Annotated in this window: 14 protein-coding genes and 1 other RNA gene; 5 read left to right on the top strand and 10 right to left on the bottom strand. The window is 65.7% G+C overall.

What is annotated here, in order from left to right; all coding sequences use genetic code 11:
• Window positions 1-115: 115 nt before the first annotated feature.
• The 10 genes from BGO64_RS03275 to BGO64_RS03230 form a co-directional block, all read right to left on the bottom strand.
• Window positions 116-1,135 carry an MBL fold metallo-hydrolase gene (locus BGO64_RS03275; protein WP_286700155.1) on the bottom strand — a complete coding sequence of 340 codons (1,020 nt, stop codon included), beginning with the start codon at window positions 1,133-1,135 and terminating at the stop codon, window positions 116-118.
• Between the two features lie 618 nt (window positions 1,136-1,753).
• An RNA gene (gene ffs / locus BGO64_RS03270) (signal recognition particle sRNA small type) lies at window positions 1,754-1,850 on the bottom strand.
• A 102-nt stretch (window positions 1,851-1,952) separates the two neighbouring features.
• Window positions 1,953-2,741, bottom strand: coding sequence for a sulfite exporter TauE/SafE family protein (locus BGO64_RS03265; protein ID WP_042878545.1), 789 nt, complete (start codon window positions 2,739-2,741; stop codon window positions 1,953-1,955).
• Between the two features lie 91 nt (window positions 2,742-2,832).
• Complete coding sequence (gene arcD / locus BGO64_RS03260; RefSeq protein WP_286700154.1) at window positions 2,833-4,269, bottom strand: arginine-ornithine antiporter; 1,437 nt, start codon at window positions 4,267-4,269, stop codon at window positions 2,833-2,835.
• Window positions 4,270-4,634: 365 nt separating this feature from the next.
• The gene (locus tag BGO64_RS03255) at window positions 4,635-5,396 is read right to left on the bottom strand and encodes an SDR family oxidoreductase (protein WP_286700153.1); all 762 of its coding nucleotides are present in this window, start codon (window positions 5,394-5,396) and stop codon (window positions 4,635-4,637) included.
• A 71-nt stretch (window positions 5,397-5,467) separates the two neighbouring features.
• Window positions 5,468-6,388 carry a 3-hydroxyisobutyrate dehydrogenase gene (mmsB, locus tag BGO64_RS03250; RefSeq protein ID WP_286700152.1) on the bottom strand — a complete coding sequence of 307 codons (921 nt, stop codon included), beginning with the start codon at window positions 6,386-6,388 and terminating at the stop codon, window positions 5,468-5,470.
• Window positions 6,389-6,415: 27 nt separating this feature from the next.
• On the bottom strand, window positions 6,416-7,516 hold the full coding sequence (locus BGO64_RS03245) for an enoyl-CoA hydratase/isomerase family protein (RefSeq protein ID WP_286700151.1): 1,101 nt from the start codon (window positions 7,514-7,516) through the stop codon (window positions 6,416-6,418).
• 78 nt (window positions 7,517-7,594) lie between these two features.
• Complete coding sequence (locus BGO64_RS03240; RefSeq protein WP_286700150.1) at window positions 7,595-8,386, bottom strand: enoyl-CoA hydratase; 792 nt, start codon at window positions 8,384-8,386, stop codon at window positions 7,595-7,597.
• A gap of 118 nt (window positions 8,387-8,504) precedes the next feature.
• Window positions 8,505-9,662: an acyl-CoA dehydrogenase family protein gene (locus BGO64_RS03235; RefSeq protein ID WP_286700149.1), complete on the bottom strand. Its 1,158-nt coding sequence runs from the start codon at window positions 9,660-9,662 to the stop codon at window positions 8,505-8,507.
• 81 nt (window positions 9,663-9,743) lie between these two features.
• A complete protein-coding gene (locus BGO64_RS03230) occupies window positions 9,744-11,255 on the bottom strand; it encodes a CoA-acylating methylmalonate-semialdehyde dehydrogenase (protein WP_286700148.1) in 1,512 nt (503 codons plus the stop codon).
• Window positions 11,256-11,511: 256 nt separating this feature from the next.
• On the opposite strand from BGO64_RS03230, the gene BGO64_RS03225 reads away from it, so the two are divergent.
• From BGO64_RS03225 to BGO64_RS03205, 5 genes are all read left to right on the top strand, one after another.
• The gene (locus BGO64_RS03225) at window positions 11,512-12,660 is read left to right on the top strand and encodes an isovaleryl-CoA dehydrogenase (RefSeq protein ID WP_286700147.1); all 1,149 of its coding nucleotides are present in this window, start codon (window positions 11,512-11,514) and stop codon (window positions 12,658-12,660) included.
• Window positions 12,657-14,273 (top strand): carboxyl transferase domain-containing protein, encoded by a 1,617-nt coding sequence (locus tag BGO64_RS03220; protein WP_286700146.1) that lies wholly within the window; start codon window positions 12,657-12,659, stop codon window positions 14,271-14,273. Before BGO64_RS03225 ends, BGO64_RS03220 begins: the two co-directional genes overlap by 4 nt.
• Before the next feature lie 9 nt (window positions 14,274-14,282).
• The gene (locus tag BGO64_RS03215; protein WP_048207575.1) at window positions 14,283-15,131 is read left to right on the top strand and encodes an enoyl-CoA hydratase-related protein; all 849 of its coding nucleotides are present in this window, start codon (window positions 14,283-14,285) and stop codon (window positions 15,129-15,131) included.
• Window positions 15,132-15,240: 109 nt separating this feature from the next.
• Window positions 15,241-17,205, top strand: coding sequence for an acetyl/propionyl/methylcrotonyl-CoA carboxylase subunit alpha (locus BGO64_RS03210; protein WP_286700145.1), 1,965 nt, complete (start codon window positions 15,241-15,243; stop codon window positions 17,203-17,205).
• The gene (locus BGO64_RS03205; RefSeq protein ID WP_216944206.1) at window positions 17,202-18,173 is read left to right on the top strand and encodes a hydroxymethylglutaryl-CoA lyase; all 972 of its coding nucleotides are present in this window, start codon (window positions 17,202-17,204) and stop codon (window positions 18,171-18,173) included. Before BGO64_RS03210 ends, BGO64_RS03205 begins: the two co-directional genes overlap by 4 nt.
• Window positions 18,174-18,207: the final 34 nt, after the last annotated feature.

Here is an 18,207-nt window from a genome sequence, read left to right as displayed (position 1 = left end):
GCCGTCGCGGGTCCGGCGCAGAGGATGGGGAGGCAGCGGGGGCGCTCACAGGGCCCGGCCCCAACCTCCCGCACGCCCCTTTGAGGGGTGACACCGTCTTTGGAGGGCACTCAGGTCAATCGCACCACCAGGGGCTGCCCTCATGGGGGCTCAGCACCTCCAGAGGCTCCCCCATGAGAGGCGTGGTCAGAGGTATCTGTTGCTCGGCAGCCAGTCGGGCAATCTGCTCAAGCGGGTCGTTCCAGCGGTGCATGGCCAGATCGAAGGTGCCGTTGTGCACCGGATAGAGCCATTTCCCCCCGAGATCGTGAAACGCCTGCGCCGTCTGCGCCGGGAGCATGTGCACCAGCTCCCAGCGCTTGTCGTAGGCCCCGGTCTCGAGGAAGGTCACGTCGAACGGACCGTAGCGCCTGCCAATCTCCTTGAAACCGTCGAAGTAGCCGCTGTCACCGCTGAAGAAGAGGTTGACCCCCTCGCCGCGAATGACCCAGGAGGCCCAGAGGGTCTGGTTGCCGTCCCCGAGGCCACGGCCGGAGAAATGCTGGGCCGGGGTCGCTACCAGGGTGACACCGCCCACTCGGGTCTGCTGCCACCAGTCCAGTTCGCGGATCTTCTCCTTCGCAATCCCCCAGGCCACGAGGCGCGCCCCCACCCCGAGGGGCGTGATGAAGTGGTCGACCTTCTCCTGCAGCGCCAGTATGGCCCCGTGATCGAGATGGTCGTAGTGATCATGGGAGAGGATCACCCCCTCGATGGGGGGCAGCGCCTCCAGGGTGATGGGCGGTTGATGCCAGCGCTTGGGGCCGAACCACTGCACCGGCGAGGCCCGCTCGCTGAACACGGGATCCGTCAGCCAGAACGTGCCCTGCAACTTCAGCAGCAGAGTGGAGTGGCCGAGGCGCCACACGCTGTTGTCCGGCGCCGCGATGAGCCCCTCCCGGGTCATGACCTGTACCGGAATGGCGCGATCCGGCACCGTGCCCTCAGGCTTGGCGAACAGGAAGTCCCACCAGAGCCCGGCTCCTTCCCAGAGGCTTCGCGCCTGGGGTGTCACGGCATTGTTGAACCGGCCTCCCTGATACTGCGAGGAGTCAGGGTGTTCGGGCAGGCCCGGTTTGAGTAGAGATGCGATCATGCCAATCATCAGGGCTCCTTTGAGCAACCACAGAAAACGGCACCCCTCAAGGGCGCGAAAAGAGGCTGACGGGTTCTGCAATCTGACACGCCTGCCAGCCTGGTATCTGGTGAGTCGGGAGCAACCCCTGCACGGGGCCGCACCTTCCGTAAAACAGAGTGGAAGAGCTGCACCGCATGAAACCGGTGCCCGGCGTCTCCAGCAACGGCAAGATAGCCTCTCCGAGCTCCCGCCACCAGAGGGGGTCGCGTTGCCGCGTGGCCCCGGCATGGTGTCGCGTCAAGCGCATGGCCTCACCTGCTCTGCCGGCGCCAACAAAAGGAGGCGCCGGATGGCGTACTGCAAGAGCTTGCAGTGCTGAAAGTCAGAAGATGGCTGGGCCATAGAGGCCACGGGAGGTGACTGAGGGAAAGCATGATCTCAAGGGGACAGTGGCGCGGTCTGAAGCCTGATAAAAGCCCATAGGGCACAGGCTCACCTTGCGGTAGAGCAAATAGCATGTGAAGAGAGCTGAAAATGCACTTTGAAGACTCCTGATTCATCCACATGAAGTGGATTACCAAGAGGTCTGAAGGGGGTATTAGCTGTAACTTGTTGAATGGCAGAAACAGGTGGTGGCCCTACCAGCCACATCCCGGCACTCGAGTCCCCCGCCTTGGCTGCTACCTTCCGGTCCTGACCAGGTCGACGGGTTATCAATGCGAGAGGACCAATAGGACCACCGGCGAGGAGAATAGGCAAACTGGCCCCTCAATGCAATGGCTTTCTACCGCATCACGAGCCGTTCGCCTTATTTTTCAACAATCTGGCCAAGGGTTCAGCTAAAGAGCATGAATTTGGCACCCACCAGCAACATGAGCAGGGCAAAGGCCTGCTTGAGCCGCCGGGGTGGCATTCTGTGTGCCAGTCTGGCGCCCAGACGGGCAAATTGGGTGCTGGTGAGCACGATGCCAAGCAGGGCCGGCAGATAGATGAATCCGACGCTCCACTCGGGCAGATCGGCGTCTCCCCAACCGGCATAGAGATAGCTGAGGCTGCCTGCCAGGGCGATGGGCATGCTGCAGGCGGCGGAGGCGGCCACGGCGTTGCGCATGGGCACCGAATTCCAGGTGAGGTAAGGCACGGTCAGCGAGCCGCCACCGATGCCGAACAAGGCCGACATCCAGCCGATGACGGTGCCCGCGATCCCGGTACCAAGGGGGCCCGGCATGTGTCGCTCCGCTTTTGGCCTCAGATTGAGCCCCATCTGCAGGGCCATGGTCCAGGCGAAGCAGCCGATGATGATGTTGAGGGTGCTGGCGCTGAGCAGGTTGGCGGTCATGCCGCCGAGCCAGGCACCGACCAGCATGCCGGCGCCCAGGCGCCGAATCATCCCCCAGTCCACCGCTCCTGCCTCCTGGTGCGCACGCAGGGAGCTGAAACCGGTGAAGATCATGGTGGGCAGCGAGGTGCCGAGGGCCAGATGGGTGATGATCTCCGGCGCCACGCCCTGTGCGTGAAAACTCAGGACCAGCACGGGGACGATGATGAGGCCGCCGCCGATACCGAACAGCCCGGCCAGCATGCCCGCGAAGGCGCCCAACACCAGATAGCCCACAAACAGCATAAACATTCCTTCAATAACGAAACAGCGGTCAACTTGACCGCCATTATCCATAAAAAAGAGATGGCATCTTGCCATCTCTTTATTGTGCCGATTAATGCAGGGGAATGGTACCGTCCATCACCTTGTAGAACGCCAGCACGGCGCAGCCGAGCAGGGCTGCCGTCATCCCCTGCTCTAGCCGATTGAGGCTGCGCAGGCCGTGGTGCTGGCGCGCCTTCCAGTAGATGAAGATCCCCGGGCTGTAGAGCAGCGCCACCAGCAAGAGGTACTCCACCCCGGCGGCATAGACCAGCCAGCAGCCATAGACGGTGGCCACCAGGGCCAGCAGCAGGTCGCGCTTGCGCTGATGGGGCTGGCCCGCGTAGGTCTCCCCTTTCAACGCCAGCTTGAGGCCGTAAGCACCGGAGAAGACATAGGGCACCAGGGCAGCCGAGGTGGCGATGTTCACCAACGCCAGATAGGTGCTGTTCTGGAAGTAGATGATGATGAGGAAGATCTGCACCAGGCAGGTGGAGCACCAGAGCGACACCTTGGGGGAACCGTTCTTGTTCTCCTTGGCGAACCAGGCCGGGAAGACACCGGTCTTGCCCGCGATGTAGGGCACTTCCGCCGCCAGCACGGTCCAGCTCAGCAGGGCCCCCATCACCGAGATCACCAGGCCGATGTTGATGAGCCAGGCGCCCCAGGGGCCGACCACGGCTTCCAGGATCATGGCGGTGGAGGGGTTCTTGAGGGCCGCCAGTTGCGGCTGGTTCATGACCCCCAGGGAGAACAGGGTCACCATGACGTAGAGCGCCAGGGCGCCGAGCAGCGCCAGCACGGTGGCGCGGCCCACGTCCTTGCGATGGCGGGCACGGGCGGAGACCACCACGGCCCCCTCGATGCCGATGAAGACCCAGAGGGTCACCTTCATGGTGGACTTCACCTGGTCCATCACGGAGCCGAGCTCGGGACTCCCCTGCCCCCAGAGATCCTGGGTGAAGGTCTCCATGTTGAAAGCGAGCAGGATGGCTACGCAGAAGACGATGAGGGGCACCATCTTGGCGATGGTGGTGACGATGTTCACCAGCGCCGCCACCTGGATGCCGCGCAGCACCAGGGCATGCACCGACCAGATGAGCAGGGAGGCGAGCGTGATGGCGACCGGAGTATTGCCGTCACCGAAGATGACATTGTCCGGCGTGTCGAAGAAGTAGCTCAGCGCACTGAACACCACGATGGCGTAGGAGACGTTGGCCAGCAGCTGGCACAGCCAGTAACCCCAGGCGGCGTTGAAGCCGACGAAATCCCCGAACCCTGCCTTGGCGTAGCTGAAGATGCCGCCATCGAGATCCGGTCGACGCATGGAGAGATTCTGGTAGACCAGGGCGAGGCAGATCATGCCGATCCCCGTGATGGCCCATCCCAGGGCGACTGCCCCGGCACTGGCGTGCGCTGCGATGTTTTGCGGCAGACTGAAAACCCCGGCACCGACCATAGAGCCGATCACCAGCGAAATGAGGGCACCCAGCCCCAGTTTCTTGTCCATCTCAAACCTGTTTTATTAGGCGGCGGCTGAGCATCCGTATTCATACAGCGCGCGACATGGGAGGGGCTAGAAATCCATACCCCGTGAAAAAGGCGGCAACTATATTGCATGACTATTCCGGCCGCAATCCCTCTTGCCGTCAATCATGAGCCGCCTTGACCGCGCGCAATTTTACAGCACTGACCCGGGGTGCCTGTGAGCTGGTTCAAATTAAGAAAGACCCGTTGATATTTCACGACTTTTCATGATGCCGCCCCGCTTTTCAAAAGCCGGACCTGCATGGCTATGCACCCTTGCACTGGGGCCTTTCCCCTGCAAAAACGCCCCTGCAGGAGGGGCGTCAGAGAGGGTATATGCAGGGGGGACTAGAGCCTCAAGCCGCCGTCCAGCTCGATCATCCGCCCCGACAGATAGTCGTTGGCAAGGATGAACTGCACCGTCTGGGCCAGCTGCGCCGCCTGCCCCAGGGTGCCCACAGGGATGGCCTGCTGCATGCGGGCCATGGCTTCGGGTTTCATCGCCGCCGTCATGTCGGTGGCAAAGACGCCGGGGGCGATGCCCATCACCCGGATGCCGTGACGGGCCAGTTCCTTCCCCCAGGTGACCACCAGAGAGGCCACCCCCGCCTTGCTGGCGGCATAGTTGCTCTGGCCCATGTTGCCGGCCCGGGCGATGGAGGAGATGTTGATGATGACGCCCCCCTCCCCGCCGGTGGCCATCAGCGCCGCCCCCTCGCGCCCGCACAGGAAAGTGCCGGTGAGGTTGACGTCGATGACGCTCTGCCACTGGGCCAGGCTCATCTTCTCCGTCAGTGCCCCCTCCTTCACCTTGATCAGCATGCCGTCGCGCAGGATGCCGGCACAGTTGACGAGACCGTGCAGGGCACCGAACTGATCCTTGATGGCGGCGAAGGTCGCCTCGACCTCCGGCTCGCTTGCCACGTTGCAGACGAACAGGACGCAGCGGCCGTCACGGCTGCGCACCTCCGCCTCGGTCACCTCCAGATCGGTGCGGTTGACGTCGATGAGTGCAAGCACGGCACCTTGCTCCGCCAGACTCAGGGCGATGGCGCGCCCGAGCCCCCTGCCCGCCCCCGTGATGGCAATAACTTTTTGTGTGATATCCATAAATGCTCCTGGTGAGATGGCCGGTGACTGTCGAGTCAAAGACTCTCGGGTAAAAAGGTAGATAGCGGCCCTTAACCCGGCGCTGTCTTGTCCCGATAGAGCTCGAGGATGCTGGAAAAATCCTTGTTCTCCTGGCCCTGGCTCCCGTGCAGGCTGAAGAGGTTGCGGGCCAGGGCCCCCATGGGCACGGCGCTGTGGGCATGTTCCGCCAACGCCATGGCGAGCCCCAAATCCTTGACCATCAGCCGGGTCATAAAGCCCCCTGTATACCCACGGGATGCCGGGACGTTCTCCATCACCCCGGGCCAGGGGTTGTAGCGCTCAAGGCTCCAGTTGTTGCCCGAACTCTTGCCCATGATGGTGGAGAGCACGGCGGGATCCAGCCCTTCCTTGACCCCGAGCGCCAGCGCCTCGGCGGTGCCCGCCATGTGGATGGCGAGCAGCATGTTGTTGCACATTTTGGCGATCTGGCCAGCGCCGAGGGCCCCGGCGTGAAACAGGTTCTGCCCCATGCAGGCGAGCACGGGTCTGGCCGCTTCAAAATCCGCTTGTTCGCCGCCGACGATGAAAGTGAGCGTGCCCGCCGCCGCACCGGCCACGCCTCCCGAGACGGGTGCATCGAGAAAACGGATGCCGCGCGCCTTCGCCGCCGCCCCCACCTGACGGGCCGAGGCCACGTCTATGGTGGAGCAGTCGATGACCAGGGCGCCGGGCGACAGGGCCGTCAGCAGATCCTGGCCGCCCCGCTCACCGGCACTCTCCCCCAGCCAGAGGCTGCGCACGTGCTCGCCCGCTGGCAGCATGCTGATGACCAGCTCGCAGCCGCTCACCGCTTCCCGGGCATTGCCGGTGGCGAGGCAGCCGGCCTCGATGGCGCGGGTCAGGCTCTCGGGCACCAGATCAAACACCTGCACCCTGTGCCCCGCCCTGGCCAGGTTGGCGGCCATGGGGCCCCCCATGTTGCCAAGCCCGATAAACCCAATCCTTGTCATGGTGTGCTCCTTGTGTGTGATCGCACGTCAGCGGGGGCGCAAGGGGTTGTCACCCTCGGGCCAGCGATAGAAGACATCCAGCCAGGCCTCCCCCGCCTGCGGGGCCTGCCAGCGAGGGGACTTGTCCTTGTCGATGAGCAGGGCCCGCACCCCTTCCACAAAATCCCCTTTGAGTACGCAGTTGACCGAGAGGGCCAACTCGTCGGCAAACACCTCGGCCAGGGACTGGCGCCGTGCCTGCCAGAACTGGCGCCAGAGAATGGCGCGGCTGATGGGGCTGCCGCGAAGGCAGGTCTCCCGCCCCTGAGCCAGCCCCGGTTCGTCCAGCTCGGCGCCCTCGAGGCGTGCCAGCACCCTTTGCAGGGAGCGGCCGGCCAACAGCGCATCGATGCGTTCCTGGTGGGGCAGCAGTACGGGAGGCGGCAATGCCTGACCAGGGGCCTCCTGCAAATCGGTGAGCAGCGCCTCGATCTGCTCGCAGGGGTCGCCTGCGGACCAGTCGAGGGCGGCGAGGCGCGTCGGCAGCTCCGCCAGCTCGCGGCTCCCCATGGCATGATCCGCGAGCCCCAGGCCGATGGCGTCCGCTCCGTTGAAGCGGGCCCCGGTGAGGCCGAGCCAGAGCCCGAGCCGCCCCGGCATGCGGCTCAAAAACCAGCTGGCCCCCACATCCGGATAGAGGCCGATGGTCACCTCCGGCATGGCGAACAGGCTCTTTTCGGTCACCACCCGGAATCCGGCCCCGGCAAAGAGGCCGATGCCGCCCCCCATGCAGATGCCGTCCGCCACGCAGATGAGGGGCTTGCTATAGCGATGGATGTGATGATCGAGCCGGTACTCCTGCAGGAAGAAGTCGCGAGCATAGCCAAACAGTGCCGACTCGCTCCCCTCCTGTTTGCGGTAGTAGAAGGAGCGGATGTCGCCACCGGCGCAAAACGCCTTCTCGCCGGCCCCTTGCAGCAGCACGCAGACGATGGCCGGATCCTGCTCCCAGCGGGTCAACTCCCCCTGCAACAACTGGATAATCTCAAGGCTCAGGGCGTTGAGGGAGGCGGGGCTGTCCAGGGTCAGCATGCCGATGCGGCGACCATCCGCCGTGGGGCGGGTCTCGATGCGCACGGGCTCACTCATGGGCAGCCCCCGCAGACCGGGTATCTGCCCCTGCGACATGGCGGGTCGCCATCATTACCTCATTCATCCTTCACTCCCTCAATCTTTCGGTTTGGATTGGTCGTAACGCCAGCGCGGGGCCCGCTTCTCCAGGAAGGCCGCCACCCCTTCGCGCTGGTTGGCATCGTCAAACAGGGCGAGAAAGAGGCTGCGCTCGAGTGGCAGCGCCGCGTCCCTGTGGGTGCTTCGCCCCTGATTGATGAGCTGTTTGCAGGCACGCAGGGCGCTCGGGCTCTGGCGCTCCACCAGCTGGGCCATCTGCTGCGCCGCCTCCCAGGCGTGCCCCTCGGTCACCACCTCCTCCACCAGCCCCATCTCGTAGGCCAGGGTGGCGCTCACCTTCTCGCCGCAGAGGATCATCCGCTTGGCCCAGCCCGGCCCCACCAGCTCGGTCAGGCGCTGGGTGCCGCCGGCACAGGGCAGCAAGCCCACCGAGGCCTCCGGCAACCCCAGCTTGGCCTGCTGCTCGGCGATTCGGATGTCGCAGGCCAGTGCGACTTCGAGCCCCCCTCCCATGGCATAGCCGTTGATGGCGGCGATGCTGACCCCGTGAAAGCGGGCCAGCGCCTCGAAGGCGTGGCCAAAGGCCTCGGCCACCTCGCGGGCATGCGCCAGGCTGCCGTCGGCGAACATCTTGAGATCGGCGCCGGCGCAGAAGAATTTCTCTCCGGCACCGCGGATCACCAGGGCCACCACGTCGGGACGACCATCCAGCTCCACCATCATCTGCAAGAAGGCTTTCAGGCTGGCGAGCGTCCAGGTGTTGGCGGGTGGGTGATCGAGGGTGATGTAGGCCACGTGGCCGTGATATTCGAGCCTGATCCTTGTCATTGCGTTGTCCTTGTCAAAAAAACTGCCCCATGATGACAGGGTTGAATGGAGCCAACCTGCACCTGGCTCACAAAGCCTGAGGACGTGCCGACTGCGTCCTCAGAGCAGGCCCCTACCGCTATTCCAGCGACAGGCCGGGGTCGGCCAGCAGGCGGCGGGCGATGATGAGCCGCATCACTTCATTCGTCCCTTCCAGAATGCGGTGCACCCGGGTGTCGCGCAGATAGCGCTCAAGCGGATACTCGCGGATATAACCATAGCCGCCAAAGAGTTGCAGGGCGTCGTCGCAGATGCGGTGCCCCACATCGGTGGCAAAACGCTTGGCCATGGCGCACCAGGCACTCTTGTCCGGGCTGCCCTCATCGAGTTTGGCGGCCGCCTGGCGCACCAGCAGGCGGGCGGCGGCCAGCTCGGTGGCCATGTCGGCCAGGCGAAACTGCACGCTCTGGAATTCGCTGATCGGGTGTCCAAATTGCTGGCGCTGCTGCACATGGGCCAGTGCATCGTTGAGAGCCTGCTGGGCGGTGCCCAGCGAACAGCTGGCGATGTTGATGCGCCCCCCATCGAGCGCCTGCATGGCGAACTTGAACCCTTCCCCCTCCTCCCCCAGCCGGAAGCGAGCGGGAATGCGCACTGCGTTGAAGTTCACCTCCCGGGTCGGCTGGCTGTTCCAGCCCATCTTCTCCTCCGCCTTGCCGTAGCTCACGCCGGGGGTCTGGGCCGGTACCATGAAGGCAGAGATCCCCTTGGCCCCCTTGCCACCGGTGCGGGCCATCACCACCAGCACCTGGGTGCTGCCGGCGCCCGAGATGAACACCTTGCTGCCATCGAGGAGGTAATCTTCGCCATCGCGCACGGCGCGGGTCTTGAGGGCCGCAGCGTCGGAGCCCGCCCCCGGCTCAGTGAGGCAGTAGGATCCCAGCAACTCGCCGCTGGCCAGCCTGGGTACCCACTCCTCGGCCACCTCGGCAGGCAGCCAACTGCCCAGCATCCAGCTCACCATGTTATGGATGGTGAGATAGGAGGTGGTGGAGGTGCAGCCCATGGCGAGGCGCTCGAAGATGAGGCTGGCATCGAGCCGGCTCAGGCCCAGACCGTCATACTGCTCCGGGGTATAGAGGCCGCACAGGCCCAGCGCCGCCGCCTGCTTGATGGTGGGGATGGGGAACTCGTGCTCCCTGTCCCAGCGCGCGGCGTGGGGTTTGAGCGCCAGATCGGCGAAGGCGCCGGCCGACTCGACACAGGCCCGTTGGGATTCGGTCAGGGTAAAATCCATCTTGTTCGCTTCCTTTGTATTTGTTCCGTCGATCCGTTGCTGTCAATGGGGGCACCCGGGCAAAGTGGGCAACCCCTGCCGTCAGCGCAGCTGAATGGTCATATTGGGGCCGCTGGGAATGTCTTCGTCGAACCAGCGTTCGGTGACCGTCTTGGTCTCGGTGTAAAAACGCACCGCCTGCTTGCCGTAGGCATGCAGATCCCCGTAGAAGGAGCCACGCCAGCCGGTAAAGGAGAAGAACGGCAGCGGCACCGGGATGGGCACGTTGATCCCCACCTGGCCCACCGCCACCTCGTGGCGGAACTTGCGAGCGGCGGCGCCACAGCCGGTGAAGAGGGAGGTGCCGTTGCCATAGGGGTTGGCGTTGATGAGGGCAAGCGCCTCGTCGAGGCTCTCCACCTCGAGGCAGGCCAGCACGGGCCCGAAGATCTCCTCCTTGTAGATGCGCATCTCGGGGGTCACGCCGCGAAACAGGGTCGGCCCCACCCAGTTGCCCACCGGGTAGCCGGGTACGTCGCAAAAACGGCCGTCCAAGAGGCACTCGGCTCCCTCGGCAATCCCCGCCTCGATAAGCCCCTCCACCCTGACTTTCGCCTCCGGGCTGATGAGGGGGCCATAAGCCGCCTCGGGGTCGTGCCAGACGCCGGGTTTCACCTTGGCGAACTCGGCGGCGAGCTCGGGGATCCACTCCCTGGCGCTCCCCACGAACACCGCCACGCTGATGGCCATGCAGCGCTGACCGGCGGCGCCGACCCCGGCTCCCACGAGGTTGCCGAGTACCTGCGCCTTGTTGGCATCCGGCATGATCACCATGTGGTTCTTGGCGCCGACAAAACACTGGGCGCGCTTGAGCTGTGACGTGGCGCTGCGATAGACGTGGCCGCCGACCCGGGCCGAGCCCACGAAACTGACTGCCTTGACATCGGGATGGGCCAGCAGCGCATCCACCTGCTCGGCGCCGCCATGCACCACCGACAGAATGCCCTTGGGGGCCCCCGCCTCGGTAAACAGCTCGGCCAGGCGCATGGGAGTGAGCGGATCCTGCTCGGAGGGCTTGAGCACGAAGCCGTTGCCGCAGGCCACCGCCAGCGGGAACATCCAGAGCGGGATCATGGCCGGAAAGTTGAACGGCGTGATGCCGACGCAGACCCCGAGAGGCTGCACCCAGGAGTGGCCGTCGACCCTGCGCGCCACGTTGCCCATGGTCTCCCCCAGGGTCTGGCTCGCGATGGCGCAGGCCTGCTCCACCACCTCGATGCCGCGCCAGACGTCCCCCTTGGCGTCCGCCAGGTTCTTGCCGGTTTCCTGGGCCAGCAGGGTCGCCAGCTCGTCGTGATGCACTTTCAACAGATGCTGGTAGTTGAACATCACCCGGGCCCGCTCGGAGGTCGGCACCTCTCGCCACAGCAGATAGGCCTCGTGAGCGGCGCGCACCGCCAGCTCAATTTCCGCAGAGGTCGCTTTCGGCACCCGCGCCAGCAGATGCTGGTCCGCCGGGTCGGTCACCTCTATCCACTCGTCGCTTGCGGACGGGCAAGCCTCGCCACCGATGTAGAGCGGCAGATCCCCGTACTGGGTATGATGCTGGCTCATGCCCCCCTCCTAGCCCGTTGGCAGGCGATGGCAGGCCACCCTGGGCCGGCCACATCCATGTTGCTGTTGCACATCCTGTTCACTCCTTGCGCTCCTCTGCCCGGGTAGCCCTTGCGACGGGCTGCCATCGAATTTACCTTAGACTAACAACCAATTTACGTTTACGCTAACGTAAACTTGAATCACGAATGGACTGACCAGTCATCACCCTGATGGCAGGGGAAATCGGCAGTCCACTGCACCAAGGAGAGCACGGATGCATGCCCTGATGGATGAAACCCTCCAGGCCCTGACCGAACAGGTCGAGGCTTTCTGCCAGAAAGTGATCGCACCGCGGGCCAGCGAGATCGATCAGAGCAACGCTTTCCCCCGGGATCTCTGGCCCCGCATGGGGGAGCTGGGGCTGCACGGCATCACGGTGGCGGAGGAATATGACGGGGTGAACCTCGGCTATCTGGCCCATGTGCTGGTGATGGAGCAGGTGAGCCGCGCCAGCGCCTCGGTCGGCCTCTCCTACGGCGCCCACTCCAATCTCTGCATCAACCAGATCCACCGCCACGGCACCCCTGATCAGAAGGCGAGATATCTGCCTGATCTGGTCAGCGGCAAACACGTGGGGGCGCTGGCCATGAGCGAGCCGGGCGCCGGCTCAGACGTGGTGAGCATGCGCCTCACCGCGGTGCGCGAGGGGGATCACTTCGTGCTGAACGGTAACAAGATGTGGATCACCAATGGGCCCGATGCCGACACCTTCGTCATCTATGCCAAGACCGATGCCGCTGCCGGGTCCAAAGGGATTTCCGCCTTTATCGTCGAAGCGGGCACCCCAGGTTTTTCCACCGCCCAGAAGCTCGACAAGCTCGGCATGCGCGGATCCAGTACCTGCGAGCTGGTATTCGACAACTGCCGGGTGCCACAGGAGAACCTGCTGGGCCCCCTGCACGGCGGGGTCAAGGTACTGATGAGCGGGCTCGACTACGAGCGGGTGGTGCTGGCAGCAGGCCCCCTTGGCATCATGCAGGCCTGCATGGACGTGGTGCTCCCCTATGTGCGCGAGCGCAAGCAGTTCGGTCAGGCCATCGGCGAGTTCCAGCTGGTGCAGGGCAAGCTCGCCGACATGTATACCCGTCTCGCCAGCAGCCGGGCGCTGGTCTATTCGGTGGCGAGCGCCTGCGATCAGGGCCGCACCAGCCGCAAGGATTGCGCCGCCGCCATCCTGTTTGCCGCCGAAAATGCCACCCAGATGGCCCTCGATGCCATCCAGCTGCTCGGCGGCAACGGCTACATCAACGAATACCCCACCGGCCGCCTGCTGCGGGACGCCAAACTCTACGAGATAGGCGCCGGCACCTCGGAGATCCGCCGCTGGCTCATCGGCCGTGAGCTGATGGGGGATAACGCATGAGCAGGATCCATTCCCGTCTCGACACCGCGAGCCCCGACTATGAGGCCAATCGGGCCGCCATGCAGGCCCTGGTCGACGATCTGAATACCCGCCTGGAGGAGATAGCCTTGGGCGGCGGCGCGGCCAACAACGCCCGCCATCAGGCCCGCGGCAAACTGCTGCCCCGCGAGCGCATCGACCAGCTGCTGGACCCGGGCTCCCCCTTTCTCGAGCTCTCGGCGCTGGCGGGCTGGCAGGTCTATGACGAGCCGGTGCCCGCCGCCGGCCTCATCACCGGCATCGGCCGGGTCTCTGGGCACCTGTGCATGCTGGTGGTGAATGACGCCACCGTGAAGGGCGGCACCTACTACCCCCTCACGGTGAAAAAACATCTGCGCGCCCAGGCCATCGCCGAGCGGCTGCGCCTCCCCTGCCTCTATCTGGTGGATTCCGGCGGCGCCTTTTTGCCGATGCAGGACGAGGTGTTCCCCGACCGGGAGCATTTTGGCCGCATCTTCTACAACCAGGCTCGCATGTCGGCCCAGAGCATCCCCCAGCTGGCGGTGGTGATGGGGCTCTGTACCGCCGGGGGCGCCTACGTGCCCGCCATGGCGGACGAGTCCATCATGGTCAGGGAACAGGCCACCCTCTTTCTGGCGGGCCCGCCCCTGGTCAAGGCCGCCACCGGCGAGGAGATCAGCGCAGAAGCCTTGGGCGGCGCCGAGGTGCACTGCGTCCACTCCGGGGTGGCGGATCACATGGCCCGGGACGATGCCCATGCCCTGGCCATCGCCCGCACCCTGGTAAGCAACCTGGGGGACAACCAGACGGCGGCGTCACCCGCCCCATCCGCTCCCTCCTATGATGAGCCGCACTACCCCATCGAGGAGCTCTACGGCCTGGTGGGCACCAGTCTCAAGCGCCCCTATGACGCACGAGAATTGATCGCCCGACTGGTGGATGGCTCTGTGTTTGACGAATTCAAGGCGTTGTTCGGCACTACCCTGGTGACGGGTTTTTCCCGCATTGAGGGCATGCAGGTGGGGATCCTCGCCAACAACGGCGTGCTGCACAGCGACAGCGCCCAGAAGGGAGCCCACTTCATCCAGCTCTGCAACCAGCGGGGGATCCCGCTGCTGTTTCTGCAAAACATCACCGGCTTTATGGTGGGGAGTACGGCGGAGAAAGAGGGGATCGCCAAGCACGGCGCCAAGCTGGTGACCGCCGTGGCCTGCAGCCGGGTGCCCAAGATCACCCTGATCGTCGGCGGCAGCTTCGGTGCCGGCAACTACGGCATGTGCGGGCGCGCCTATGAACCGGATTTTCTCTTCAGCTGGCCCAACAGCCGCATCTCCGTCATGGGGGGCGAGCAGGCGGCCGGGGTGCTGGTGCAGGTGCGCCGGGACAAGCTGGCCGCCGAGGGCAAGACTCTGGGCGAGCCGGAGGCGGCCGCCATTCGCGCCCCGGTGATCGCGCAGTACGAGCGCCAGGGTCACCCCTATTACGCCAGTGCTCGCCTGTGGGATGACGGCGTCATCGACCCGGCCCAGAGCCGCACCGTGCTGGCCCTGGCGCTGGCGGCCTGCCAGGGGGCCGAGCCGGGCCCCCGGCAGTACGGCATCTTCCGGATGTAAGGAGTTCATATGTCAGACCCGCTCTTCAACGATCCCCTTGCCCATTTTCGCCTGGAGCGCCACGGCCCGGTGATCGAGCTGGTGCTCGCCCGCCCGGCCCGCCACAACGCCCTCGATGCCGACCTGATGCAGGGGCTGCTCGACTGTCTCGACGAGCTGGCCCACGGCCAGCCGCTGGCCGACCGCCCCCACGTGCTGCTGCTGCGCGCCGAGGGGCCGCATTTTTGCGCGGGCGCCGATCTCGAGTGGATGCGCAAGATGGCCGGGGAGGCATTCGACCCCCGCGCCTTTGACAAGAATCGCGAGGACGCCCGGGTGCTGGCCCACCTGATGCAGGCACTGGACGAGCTGCCCTTCCCCACGGTGGCCCTGGTGCAGGGGGCCGCCTACGGCGGAGCCTTGGGACTTATCTGCGCCTGCGACATCGTGCTGGCCAGCGAAAATGCCCGCTTCTGCCTCTCCGAGGTGACCCTGGGACTGGTGCCTGCGGTGATCAGCCCCTACGTGGTGCGCGCCATGGGGATGCGCCAGGCTCGCCGCTACATGCTGAGCGCAGAGCCTTTCGATGCCATCACCGCCTGCCGACTCAACGTGGTGCACAGGCTCAGCCAACCTGATCAGTTGCTGGCGGAGGGACGCGCCATGGCCCTGCGGTTGTGTCGCAACGGCCCCCAGGCGATGAAGGAGACCAAGCGGCTGCTGGCCGCCCTCGAAGGGCGCCCAGGCCACCAGCACGAAGAGCAGACCGTCGAGACCATCGCCCGGGTACGGGTCGGTCTCGAGGCCCAGGAGGGGATCCAGGCCTTCTTCGACAAACGCCCCCCAACCTGGCGCCCCCGTTTCAAGGACGAAGCATGACTCAATACCACCCCATCAAGCCCCTGCTGATCGCCAACTGTGGTCAATATAACTGGAATGTGGATCAACACGTTTCGCACTTTTGCACCTTGAACAACAGGGAGGCAGCATGACTCATCACACTCCCATCAAGCGCCTGCTGATCGCCAATCGCGGCGAAATCGCCGTGCGCATCATCAAGACCGCCCGGCGCCTCGGCATTCACACCATCGCCCTCTACTCGGACGCCGACGCCCACACCATGCATGTGCGGGAAGCCGACGAAGCCTGGCATCTGGGACCCGCACCGGCCAGAGAGAGCTATCTGGACACTGGCAAGGTGCTGAAGATTGCCAAAGAGGCGCGGGCCGATGCCATCCATCCCGGTTACGGTTTCCTGTCCGAGAACAGCGATTTTGCCACCGCCTGCGAGCAGCGGGGCCTGCGCTTTGTCGGCCCAAGCGGCGCCGCCATCCTCGCCATGGGGGACAAGTCGGGGGCCAAGGGGCTGATGCAGGCAGCCGGCGTCCCCGTGCTGCCCGGTTATCACGGCGCGGATCAGCATCCCGACTTTTTGCGCGATCAGGCGAGCCAGGTGGGCTTCCCGCTCCTTATCAAGGCGGCCAGTGGCGGCGGTGGCAAGGGGATGCGCCGGGTCGATCAGCTGGCCGACTTTGACGACGCCCTGGCGGCGGTCAAGCGGGAGGCGAGTGCCGCCTTTGGCGACGACCATGTGCTGCTGGAGCGCTATCTCCCCCGCGCCCGTCACGTGGAGGTGCAGGTCTTTGCCGATGCCCTTGGCAACGCCATCTATCTGGGGGACAGGGACTGCTCCTTGCAGCGCCGCCACCAGAAGGTGATCGAGGAGGCCCCCGCCCCCGACATCTCCCCTGCCCTGCGCCGCGCCATGGGCGAGGCGGCCGTGGCGGCGGCCAAGGCCATCGCCTATCGGGGGGCCGGCACCATCGAGTTTCTGCTATGCGGGGAGGAGTTCTTCTTCATGGAGATGAACACCCGGTTGCAGGTGGAGCACCCGGTTACCGAGGCCATCACAGGCCAGGATCTGGTGGCCTGGCAGCTGGCGGTGGCCGAGGGCAAACCGCTGCCCCTCACCCAGGAGCAGGTGGTGCTGCGTGGCCACGCGGTGGAGGCGCGCCTCTACGCCGAGGACGTGGCCGCCGGTTTTCTGCCAGCGAGCGGCCCCATCCACTGGCTCACCTGGCCCAAGGGGGTGCGCATCGACACCGGCGTCACCGCCAGCGATGAGGTGAGCCCCTATTACGACCCCATGATCGCCAAGCTCGTCGCCCACGCACCGAGCCGCAGCGAAGCCTTTGCCACCCTGGCCGATGCCCTGGCAGCCCTGGATCTCGGCCCTCTGGTGCACAACGGCCCGCTCCTGCAGCGCCTGTGCGAAGCGCCAGAGGTGCTGGCGATGCGCCACCACACCCAGTGGCCCATCCCCACCGACACCCTGCCCGTTCCGGCGCTCGCCTGGCCCCTCGCCACCCTCTGGCTCGCCACTTGCGAGCGCGATGCCTCCCCCTGGCAGCAGGCCGCAGGCTTTCGGCTGGGCCCCACCCGCCGCTTTTGCGCCACGGTGCGCATCGGCGAGGAGACCCGCACTCTCACCCTCGCCGAGCGAGGGGGCGCCCTGCTCTGGCAGGGCGAGCAGATCCCGTTTGAACTCGGGTCAGATCAGATCCGCCTGTGCCAGGGTGGACATTGGCAGCGCTATCCGGTGCAGCCCCTCGGCGAGGGCGCCTATTTGCTGCACCTGGCGGGCAGACGCATCCGCTTCTCGCTCGATGATCAGCATCATCAGCTCCACCATGATCACGACACGAGCCATGTCCCGGGCATCCTGGCCCCCATGCACGGCATCGTGGTGGCGCTGCAGGTCGAGGCCGGCCAGCCGGTCAGCAAGGGGCAACCCCTGCTGGTGCTGGAGGCGATGAAGATGGAGCACGTCCTCAAGGCCGACCGGGACGGGGTGATTGAGGCCCTGCAGTGCCGCCAGGGGGAACAGGTGAGCCAGGGCGCCGTGCTGGTGCGCTTTGCCGAGGACCATACCGCGCAGGAGGAGCGCTCATGAGCCACACGCACGAGAACCGGGACGACAAGGTCAGCCTGGTGGAGATGGGGCCCCGGGACGGCCTGCAAAATGAGACCGCCACCCTCTCCCTGGCGCAGCGGCTGGCGCTCATCGCCCGCCTGGCCGAGAGCGGGTTGCAGCGCATCGAGGTGGGGGCCTTCGTGTCGCCCAAAAAGGTGCCGCAGATGGCGGATTCCGCCGCACTCTTCAACGCCATGCCGCGCAGGGGGCCGACCCGCTATGGCGCCCTGGTGCCCAATCTGCAGGGTCTGCAGGCCGCCATCGCCGCACGCGCCGACGAGATAGGCCTCTTCACCGCCTGCTCGGACGGCTTCACCCGGGCCAACATCGGCATCAGCGTGGAGGAGTCCCTGGTGCGCTTTGCCCCGCTGGTGCAGGAGGCGCGCAGCCTCGGCATCAAGGTGCGCGGCTACCTCTCCACCGTCATCGCCTGCCCGTTCGACGGCCCGACCCGCCCGAAACGGGTCGCCGCCCTGGCCGAGCGGCTGCTGGATCTGGGCTGCCACGAGATATCCCTCGGCGACACCATCGGCGTCGGCACCCCGGGCACCGTGGCTCCCATGCTGGATGCGGTGCTGCACGAGATCCCGGCGGGCCGGCTTGCGGTTCATTTTCACGACACCTACGGCCAGGGGCTGGCCAACCTGCTGCCGGCGCTCGAGCGCGGGATCCGCACCATCGACTGCTCGGTGGCCGGGCTCGGCGGCTGCCCCTATGCCCCCGGCGCCTCCGGCAATGTGGCGTCGGAAGAGGTGGTCTATCTGCTGCACGGCCTTGGCATGAGCACCGGCGTCGATCTCGACCAGCTGGCCGCCACCGGCCAGTGGGTGAGCGAGCTGCTGGGGCGCCCCAACGGCTCCCGGGTCGGCCAGGCCCTGCACGGGAGGGGACGGCGCCTCGCACAAGAGCGCGAGCAGCGCACCCCGGGAGGCCATCATGCATCATGAACCCGGCCCTTGCCGCTGTGCCAGGACCCCGCCA

This window comes from Aeromonas sp. 62-46 (assembly GCF_001898585.1).
GTDB lineage: Bacteria > Pseudomonadota > Gammaproteobacteria > Enterobacterales > Aeromonadaceae > Aeromonas > Aeromonas caviae.
Note: the sequence above shows the minus strand (reverse complement) of the source record. Positions and strands in the feature narration are given on the sequence as shown.